Here is a 5461-nt window from a genome sequence, read left to right as displayed (position 1 = left end):
GGACGCGAGCGAGGCCTGGCGGGTGGCCGTCGACACCGGCCTGGTGGAGATCGTCGACGAGGAGGACGGCACCGTGACGGCCGGCGAGGAGCTCGGTGCCCTCACCTCCGGCGCACCCGCCGACGTCCTCGCGCTCTGGCTCGGGGCGCTCGAGACGGTGCTCGCCGACGCGAGCGTGCCCGATCTCGACGACCTGGTCGACGCCATGGAGGAGGGCGGCGAGATCGACTTCTCGCAGCTCGACTGGGACCCGGAGGCGGAGGCCGAGTTCCTCGACGGCGTCCTCGGCAACCTCTACCTGCTCACCGTCACCGAGGGCGGCGCCGGGGACGGCCCGGTGCCGCTGCCCGCGCTGGCCGCCTCGATGATCGTCCCCGACGACATGGGCGAGCCCACCGACGACGTCCTCGAGCAGGTCTCGGACGCGATGATGCGCCTCGACGACCAGTTCCGCACGCTCGCCCCGGTCGGCCTCGTCGAGTTCCAGCCGGTGGACGAGGCGCTCATGGCCGACCTCGACTCCGACGAGCCGGCCGACTCCGCCGACCCGGTCGCCGACGCCGACGCCGACGTCTCCCGGTACGGCATGGTCCGGCTCACCCCGCTCGGCCTCTACGGCATCCGCGCCCGGATGATCGAGGCCGGCGTCGAGGCGCCGGCCGTCGGTGACCTCGCCGAGAAGGGCGCCGACGTCCTGCTCGACGGCACCGCCGCCTTCCCGCAGACCGCCGCCCAGGCCGAGATCGAGCTGTGGCTCGCCCGGCGCGAACCGCTCGCCGCGGCCCGCGAGTTGCTGGTGGCGGCCCGCGGCGGCGACCAGGGCGCGCCACTGCGCCGGCTGCGCTGCCAGCAGGCCCTGTCCCTGGTCGGGGCCGAGGCCGAGCCCGCGCTGCGCGAGGTCCTCGAGGACGCCGAGCTCGGCGGACTGGCCCGGGTCTGGCTCGCCGAGCACGGCGCGGCCGACGTCCCGCCGCCCTCGCAGGACCTGGTCTTCTGGCTGACCGTCGACACGATCGCGGCGCAGCTGTCCCTGGAGGGCAACTCGGAGGAGCTGCAGGCGCTCGTCGAGGGCCTCGCCGCACAGCACAGCGGGTTCTTCTCCGCGGCCTGGCGCGTCGACCACCCGGCCACGGCGGACGTCCTCGAGGCGATGGGCCGGCTCCACCCGGACAAGAAGGTCGCCAAGGAGGCCCGCAAGGCGGCGTTCAAGGCGCGGTCGGCGTCCGGCGCCTGAGCCGCGGCTCTCCGGAAGTCGGCGCAGTGGGCGCCTGCGCGTCGGGCGGAGTTCAGCCGTCGTTCGCGCGGGCGCGGGAGTGTGTGGCCGCACCAGGGTCACCGCCCCCCGCTCCCGTCACGTCGCAGGAGACAGCCACATGTCGCTCACACGCAGGGACTTCGCCCGACGCTCCGCGGCCACCGGCGCGGGTGTCGCCCTCGCCGGATCCGTCGGCGCCCTCGCCACCGCGCCGGGCGCCCTCGCGGCCACCGACACCGCCGACGCCGACGAGCCGGCCGGCCGCCACGGGCACGGCCCCGACCACGGCCCCGGCTACGGCCCCCTGAAGGACGACCCTGCGGGCATCCTCGCACTGCCCGCCGGGTTCTCGTACAAGGTCATCACGTACAGCGGGAAGACCCGGCTGGAGTCCGGCGAGTTCACGCCCTCCAACCACGACGGCACCGCCGCCTTCGAGGGCGCCCGCGGCACCACGCTCCTGGTCAACAACCACGAGCTGGCCGGCGCCCGCGCCGACTGGCCGCACCCGGTCCCGCTCGCCGAGGGCCTCGTCTACGACCCGGGGGCGGCCGGCGGCTGCACCGTCGTCGAGGTGCGCCGCGGCGGCGAGGTCGCCGAGTGGGTCGGCATCGCGGGCACCGCCACCAACTGCGCGGGCGGCTCCACCCCGTGGGGCACCTGGCTGACCTGCGAGGAGACCGAGGACAAGGCCGGCACGTACGGCTTCACCCAGGACCACGGCTACGTCTTCGAGGTCGACCCCTACGACCGCCGCGCCCACCACGCCCCGAAGCCGGTCAAGGCGTTCGGCCGGTACGCCCACGAGGCCGTCGTCATCGACCCCAGGCGCGGCCACGCCTTCCTCACCGAGGACGCCTCGGGCCCCAACGGGCTGCTCTACCGCTGGGTGCCGCCGCACGGCTTCAAGCACGGCCGCGGCAGGCTGGCCTCGCTCGCCGACGACGCGGGCGTCCTCCAGGCGTTCCGGTGCTTCGACTCCGGCGGCCGGTTCGTCGACGACCTCTCCCGGGCCACGAGGACCGGCACCGTGTACGGCGTCGACTGGGTCGACGTGCCCGACCGCGACGCGAGGAGCGTCTCCACGCGCAAGCAGTTCAAGGACGGCGAGGTCACCCGCGCCCGCAAGCTCGAGGGCATGTGGTGGGGCGACGGCGGCACCTACATCGTCTCCTCGTACGCGCGCGACGAGAGCCCCGAACAGCACGACGGCCAGGTCTGGTTCTACGACCCGGGGCGCCGCACCCTCACGCTGAAGGTGCTCCTCGGCGTCAATCCCGACCCGTCCCGGGACGGCGCCTTCGACGGCCCGGACAACATCACGGTCTCCCCGTACGGCGGGCTCGTCATCGCCGAGGACGGCGAGGGCGTCCAGCACCTGTTCGGCGCGACCGAGCGCGGCCGCACCTACCCGATCGCGCGCAACGACCTCAACCTCGGCACCGAGGAGGAGCCGGAGTACAGCGAGTTCACCGGCGTCACCTTCTCGCCCGACGGACACACGCTGTACGCCAACATCCAGACGCCCGGCATCATGCTCGCGATCCGCGGCCCCTGGAAGCGGCAGCGCTGAGGCCCACCGCACCGCATTAAATTCCCTCGCGGCCGGTCACCCACCGTCCTAGAGTTCTTCTCACGCCGCACCTCCCGGTGCGAAGGCCACGGTTCCTTCCTCTTCAGAAGCAATCACCGCGGCCGAATGGATCTCGGGAGGCGCAGCGGATGGTGTGTGCCCGGTGCGCAGGCAACGGTTACTTCCTTGATCCGGCGGTTACGGGTTCGAATCCCGTCGCGCGGTCTCACGGCCGCAGTAGCTCAATCGCGCAGAGCACCGGAATTGTTCCGTCGCCGACCTCTGATCTCGGGCACACTCCTTCCGCCGCGCCTCCTTCGTCTTCTTTCACGCATTCTCATGCACGGAATTCGGGGGAATTCTCATGGCGCGTTTCAACCGCAAGTCCCCGCCGCCCGCGCTCCGCTCCCCGGTGCGCACCACGGGCCGCGTCCTGCGCACCCACGAGGGCGGCCGGGGCGCCGAGCGCGACGAGCGCTCCGAACTCTTCCTCCTGGCGGTCGGGAACTTCGTGTCGCAGCAGACCTCCTACGAGGACGGCGCCGCCCGCGACGACCGCTTCACGGCGCTCGTGCGCCGGCTCGCCGTCAGCGACCCGGAGTGGACCGCGGGTCTGCTCGGCTGGCTGCGCGGCGAGGGCGGCATGCGCACCGCGTCCCTGGTCGGCGCCGCCGAGTACGTGCAGGCGCGGCTCGCCGCGGGCGCGACCGGCGGCCCCTCGAACCGGCAGGTCGTCGCCTCGGTGCTGCGCCGCCCCGACGAGCCCGGCGAGCTGCTCGGCTACTGGACCCGGACGTACGGCCGGGCCCTGCCCAAGCCCGTCAAGCGCGGCGTGGCCGACGCCGTGCGCCGCCTGTACCACGGTGCCTCGCTCCTGAAGTACGACACCGCGTCCAAGGGCTACCGCTTCGGCGACGTCCTGAACCTGGTGCACCCGGCGCCCGACCCCGGTCGCCCGGAGCAGGGCGCGCTCTTCACGTACGCGCTCGACCGCAGGCACCGCCCGGACACGGCCGAGCCCCCGGCCTCGATCGGCGTGCTGGTCGCGCACCGCGCGCTGATGGCGCTGCCCGTCGCCGAGCGGCGCGCCGTGCTGCTCGCGCCCGACGGCGCCGAGCGGCTGGCCGCGGCGGGCATGACGTGGGAGGCGCTGGCCGGCTGGCTGCAGGGCCCGATGGACCGGGCCGCGTGGGAAGCGGTGATCCCGTCCATGGGCACGATGGCGCTCGTGCGCAACCTGCGGAACTTCGACGAGGCCGGGGTGTCCGACGAGGTCGCGGCCCGCGTCGCCGCCCGGATCGGTGATCCCGCCGAGGTGGCGCGCTCGCGGCAGTTCCCGTTCCGCTACCTCGCCGCCTACCAGCACGCACCGTCGCTGCGCTGGGCGTATCCGCTGGAGCAGGCGCTCGGCCACTCGCTGGCCAACGTGCCCGCGCTGAGCGGCCGGACGCTCATCCTGGTGGACCGCTCCGGCTCGATGTGGGGCCGGCTGTCCGACCGCTCGCAGCTCAACCGGGCGGACGCGGCCGCGGTCTTCGGCGCGGCGCTCGCGCTGCGCGCCGCCGACGCGGACCTGGTCCAGTTCGGCACGGGCAGCGCGCCCGTGACGTACCGGCGGGGCGAGTCCGTCCTGAAGATCCTGGAGCGGTTCGGGAACCTCGGCGGGACGAACACCACCGAGGCCGTGCGCCGGCACTACCGGGGCCACGACCGCGTGCTGATCGTCACCGACGAGCAGGCCGCGTACAGCCGTCACGGCGACCCCGCCGCGTCGCTGCCGGCGCGGGTCCCGGTCTACACGTGGAACCTCGCCGGGTACCGGGCCGGGCACGCTCCGTCCGGGCCGCAGCGGCACACGTTCGGCGGGCTGACCGACGCCGCGTTCCGGATGGTGTCCCTGCTCGAGGCCGGCCGGGACGCGGACTGGCCCTGGGCGGCGTAGCCCGGGCCGGGCCGGGCCGGGTCGGGCAGGGTCGGGCCGGGTCGGGGTGTGAGCCGGGGGTGTGGGCCGAGTGGCTGGGATGCCCGAGAAAAACTCTTCGGTAAGGGAACGGCAAAGTGGACCCGCTCGTTACCCCAGTCATGACAGCTATGACCCCCGGCTCGAACATCCCGCTCACGGCGCAGCGTGTGGCGGTGGACGTCACGGCCCCGGTGCGCCTCGACGTATCGGGCCTGCTGCTCACCGCAGACGGCAAGGTGCGCTCGGACGACGACTTCATCTTCTACAACCAGCCCGCGGGCCCCGGCGTGACCTACACGTCGGGCGGGGGCACGAGCCCGGACTCGATCACGGTGGACACCGCCGCCGTGCCGCCGGGCATCGAGAAGATCGTCGTCACCGCGAGCCCGGACGCGGCGGGGCAGACCTTCCAGGGCATCGAGCCCACGGCCACGATCCGCAGCGCGGACGACGGCACGGTGCTCGCCACCTTCACCCCGCCGCAGCTGGGCGCGGAGACGGCCCTGGTGGTCATGGAGGTCTACCTGCGCAACGGCGCCTGGAAGGCCCGCGCGGTCGGCCAGGGCTATGCGAACGGGCTGGCGGGCATCGCCACGGACTTCGGTGTCTCGGTCGAGGAGCCGGCGGCCCCGGCCGCGCCCGCGGCCCCGCAGGCACCGCAGGCCCCGGC

4 protein-coding genes are annotated in these 5461 nt (G+C 74.0%); all 4 read left to right on the top strand.

Features of this window, described 5'->3' with window-relative positions; translation table 11 throughout:
* On the top strand, nucleotides 1-1234 hold a 1234-nt coding region (locus GTW43_RS10230), incomplete at its 5' end, for a hypothetical protein (protein ID WP_161301327.1).
* Nucleotides 1235-1373: 139 nt separating this feature from the next.
* On the top strand, nucleotides 1374-2828 hold the full coding sequence (locus GTW43_RS10225; protein ID WP_161301326.1) for an alkaline phosphatase PhoX: 1455 nt from the start codon (nucleotides 1374-1376) through the stop codon (nucleotides 2826-2828).
* A gap of 364 nt (nucleotides 2829-3192) precedes the next feature.
* The gene (locus GTW43_RS10220; protein ID WP_161301325.1) at nucleotides 3193-4770 is read left to right on the top strand and encodes a TROVE domain-containing protein; all 1578 of its coding nucleotides are present in this window, start codon (nucleotides 3193-3195) and stop codon (nucleotides 4768-4770) included.
* A 140-nt stretch (nucleotides 4771-4910) separates the two neighbouring features.
* A partial coding sequence (locus tag GTW43_RS10215) for a TerD family protein (RefSeq protein ID WP_161301324.1) occupies nucleotides 4911-5461 on the top strand: 551 nt, incomplete at its 3' end.

This window comes from Streptomyces sp. SID5785 (assembly GCF_009870065.1).
Classification (GTDB): Bacteria; Actinomycetota; Actinomycetes; order Streptomycetales; family Streptomycetaceae; genus Streptomyces.
Note: the sequence above shows the minus strand (reverse complement) of the source record. Positions and strands in the feature narration are given on the sequence as shown.

Excerpts from the sequence above, each read along its gene's own strand:
- GTW43_RS10220 (WP_161301325.1), top strand. The coding sequence starts at position 3,193 with ATGGCGCGTTTCAACCGCAAGTCCCCGCCGCCCGCGCTCCGCTCCCCG.
- GTW43_RS10225 (WP_161301326.1), top strand. The coding sequence starts at position 1,374 with ATGTCGCTCACACGCAGGGACTTCGCCCGACGCTCCGCGGCCACCGGC.